The sequence below is a fragment of the Pirellulales bacterium genome, from assembly GCA_036490175.1.
GTDB lineage: Bacteria > Planctomycetota > Planctomycetia > Pirellulales > JACPPG01 > JACPPG01.
The window spans coordinates 1-3096 of record DASXEJ010000084.1; the positions used below are offsets into that span (position 1 = coordinate 1).

Consider the following 3096-nt stretch of genomic DNA (forward strand, 5'->3'; position numbering starts at 1 on the left):
CCGAATTGGAGCAAAGCCCGCACGGTGTGCGAGCCGATGAATCCGGTTCCACCGGTCAGCAAGACGCGCATGAGTGGGATCCTGGATGGGGCTGGTTCGCCAGGCAGGTTTCGTAGTCGGCAATGTCGCGCAGGCACTCGGGCTGCATGTTGTCGGCGGAGCGGTAGTCTTGGAACCAGCGCACGGTCCGCTCGACGGCCTCGTGTACGTTCCACTGCGGCTGCCAGCCGAGATCCCAAATCGCTTTGTCGATGCACAGGCGCAGCACGTCGGCCTCGGGCGGATCGTTGCCCGTGGCCGAAACCTGGATGCAGGATCCCTGACCCCAGGCGCTGGCAAATCGAGCGGCCAATTCGCCGACGGTCACTTCGTCGCCAGGCATGGGGCCGAAATTCCAACTGCCGCACAGCGGCATGCCGCCATCGGCCAGCAAGTCAGCGGCCAGGCGCAAGTAGCCGCTCAAAGGCTCCAGCACGTGCTGCCAAGGCCGCACGGCGTGCGGGTTGCGCAGCCGTATCGGCTCGCCACGACCGAGCGAGCCCACGATGTCGGTCACGATCCGATCGGCGGCCCAGTCGCCGCCGCCAATCGCATTGCCGGAGCGAACCGTGGCCAGGCTAACTCCGTGCCGGCTGAGTTGCTCGGGTGGAAAAAACGACGAGCGGTACGACGCGGCGATGAGTTCGGCCGCCGCCTTGCTGGCGCTGTACGGATCGCTTCCGCCCAGCGGATCATGCTCGCGATATCCCCACGCCTGCTCGCAGTTCTCGTAGCATTTGTCGCTGGTGACGACGATCACAACGCAGCGGAGGCCGACGGCGCGCACCGCTTCCAACAAGTTGGCCGTGCCCAGCACGTTGACTTCGATCGTCCGTAGCGGCTCGGCATAACTGGCGCGGACCAGCGGCTGGGCAGCCAGGTGAAAGATCACCTCGGGCTGGCAGTCGCGCAGCGCCTGCTCCAGGCTGGCACGATCGCGAATATCGGCCTCGTAATGAGCGGACAAGACCTCGCGCACGCGGCTGGCCGTAAAGTTGTTCGGCTGCGTGTGGGGCGCGAGCGCGTAACCGGCGACGCGCGCGCCGAGCCGGGCCAACCACAATGCCAGCCACGAACCCTTGAAGCCCGTATGACCGGTCAGCAGCACCGACCGGCCGGCAAAGGCCGCGGGGAAATGATCGTGTCTCGTGTGCATCGTCCCAGCTTCCATGCTGTGCACTGTTCAAGCCGCGGCCTGACAGCGGCGTGGCGACCCAGCGTTCCAGGCCGCCTTGCCGGAACTCCACAGATCGTTCAGATATTTGAAGTCGCGGCTGTTATCCATCGGGTGCCAAAAACCGTTGTGGCGGTAGGCCATCAACTGGCCATCGTCGGCCAGGCGGGTGAGCGGCTCGTTTTCGAAGACCAGCCGCGGGTCGTCGGTCAAACGATCGAAGATCGCCCGGTCGAAGACGAAGTAGCCGCCATTGACCCGTCCCCGGGCGAGCAGCGGTTTTTCCATGAACTCGACGACTTGCGTTCCGTCCATTTCGATCTCACCAAAACGGCCGGGCGGGTGAACCGCCGTGACCGTGCCCAGCTTGCCGTGCTGGTGGTGAAACCGGATCAGTTCCGCGAGGTCGATATCCGCGACGCCGTCGCCATAGGTCAGCAGGAAGCTATCACCGCGGATGTACTTTTCGATCCGCTTGATGCGGCAGCCGGTCATCGCGTCGATGCCGGTTTCGGCCAGCGTAATGCGCCAATTCTCCTGAGCCGGATGGGCATGCACCTGCAACTGGCCCGGCTCGCTCAAATCGAGGGTGAAGTCGGCCTCGGCCAGATGATAGTCGAGGAAGTAGCGCTTGATGACCGAGCTTTTATGGCCCAAACACAGAATGAATTCATCGAAGCCCTGGTCGGCATAGCCCTTCATGATATGCCACAGGATCGGGCGATTGCCGATGGGGATCATCGGCTTGGGGATGTCATCGACGACGTCGCGAATGCGCGAGCCTTGGCCGCCGCATAAGATTACGACCTGCATACCTCCCCCCTTTTCTGCCCATCCTGGCACTGCTGGCGCGTGCAGACTTACACCCTGGGAGGCAAACGCGTCAAGCTCGAATTCGTCCGTTGTCAGTTGTCCGTTGTCCGTTGTCCGTGGCCGGGGCAGGCGGCTGCGGTGCTGGCATTGGCCGTTAAGGGTCCATGCACTCGAGCTGCACTTGGATGATCTCGGCGGAACAGGCGAAGAAGGCGTCGAGCACCGTGGGATCGAAGTGCGTGCCGCGGCCTTCGGTCAGAATGGCGAAGCACTTCTCACGCGGCAGCGCCTGCTTATACGGACGGGCACTGCTCAAGGCGTCGAAGACGTCGGCCACCGCCGTGATCCGGCCTTCCAAGGGAATGTCTTCGCCTGCCAAGCCCAGCGGGTAGCCGGTACCATCCCAGCGCTCGTGATGGGTTTGGGCGATCCGGGCGGCCAGCGAAATGATGGGCGAGCTGCTGATGTTCAATAAGCCGGCGCCCAGATCCACATGCTGCCGCAGCCTCGCGTAATCGGCGTCTGCCAGCGGCGCCAGGATCCGATTGCCGAAAGCACAATGACGCCGCATGACGGCAAACATTTCCGGATCGAGCTTGCCGGGCTCGTGCAAAATCGCGTCGGGAATGCCGATCTTGCCGACGTCGTGCAGTTGGGCCGCCAGTTCCAGCGCCTCGGCATCGGCCGGCCGAAAGCCGAGTGCTCGGGCGATGATGCCGGCGAATCGGCCGACGCGTACGACGTGTTGCCCGGTCACGTCGTCGCGATATTCGGCGGCACGGGCGAGGCAATGAATCACCTCTTTGCGCGACGCCTCGAGCTCGGCCGTTCGGCGGCAGACGATCTGCTCCAAGTCCCCGGCGTGGCGGGCCAGGCGGTCCTGAAAATCCTTGGTCGTGAGTGCGTTGCGCACACGCGGAACCAACTCTAGCGGATCGACGGGCTTGGCCAGGAAGTCCGTTGCACCCAGTTCGAGTGCCGAGCGTCGGGTCTCGGCTTCGGTCGAAGCCGTCAGAATCAGCACGGGCAAATGCCGCGTGCCGGGATCGGTCCGCAACAGGCGCAGGATT

The 3096-nt window shown here is 64.0% G+C and carries 3 protein-coding genes; all 3 read right to left on the minus strand.

Features of this window, described 5'->3' with window-relative positions; all coding sequences use genetic code 11:
* Window positions 1–55 precede the first annotated feature (55 nt).
* Entirely contained in the window at window positions 56–1195 is a 1140-nt protein-coding gene (gene rfbG, locus VGG64_06070) for a CDP-glucose 4,6-dehydratase (protein HEY1599148.1), read from the minus strand.
* A 27-nt stretch (window positions 1196–1222) separates the two neighbouring features.
* A complete protein-coding gene (gene rfbF / locus VGG64_06075; protein ID HEY1599149.1) occupies window positions 1223–2026 on the minus strand; it encodes a glucose-1-phosphate cytidylyltransferase in 804 nt (267 codons plus the stop codon).
* Between the two features lie 154 nt (window positions 2027–2180).
* On the minus strand, window positions 2181–3096 hold a 916-nt coding region (locus VGG64_06080; protein HEY1599150.1), incomplete at its 5' end, for an HD domain-containing phosphohydrolase.

Excerpts from the sequence above, each read along its gene's own strand:
- rfbG (HEY1599148.1), bottom strand. The coding sequence starts at position 1,195 with ATGCACACGAGACACGATCATTTCCCCGCGGCCTTTGCCGGCCGGTCG.
- rfbF (HEY1599149.1), bottom strand. The coding sequence starts at position 2,026 with ATGCAGGTCGTAATCTTATGCGGCGGCCAAGGCTCGCGCATTCGCGAC.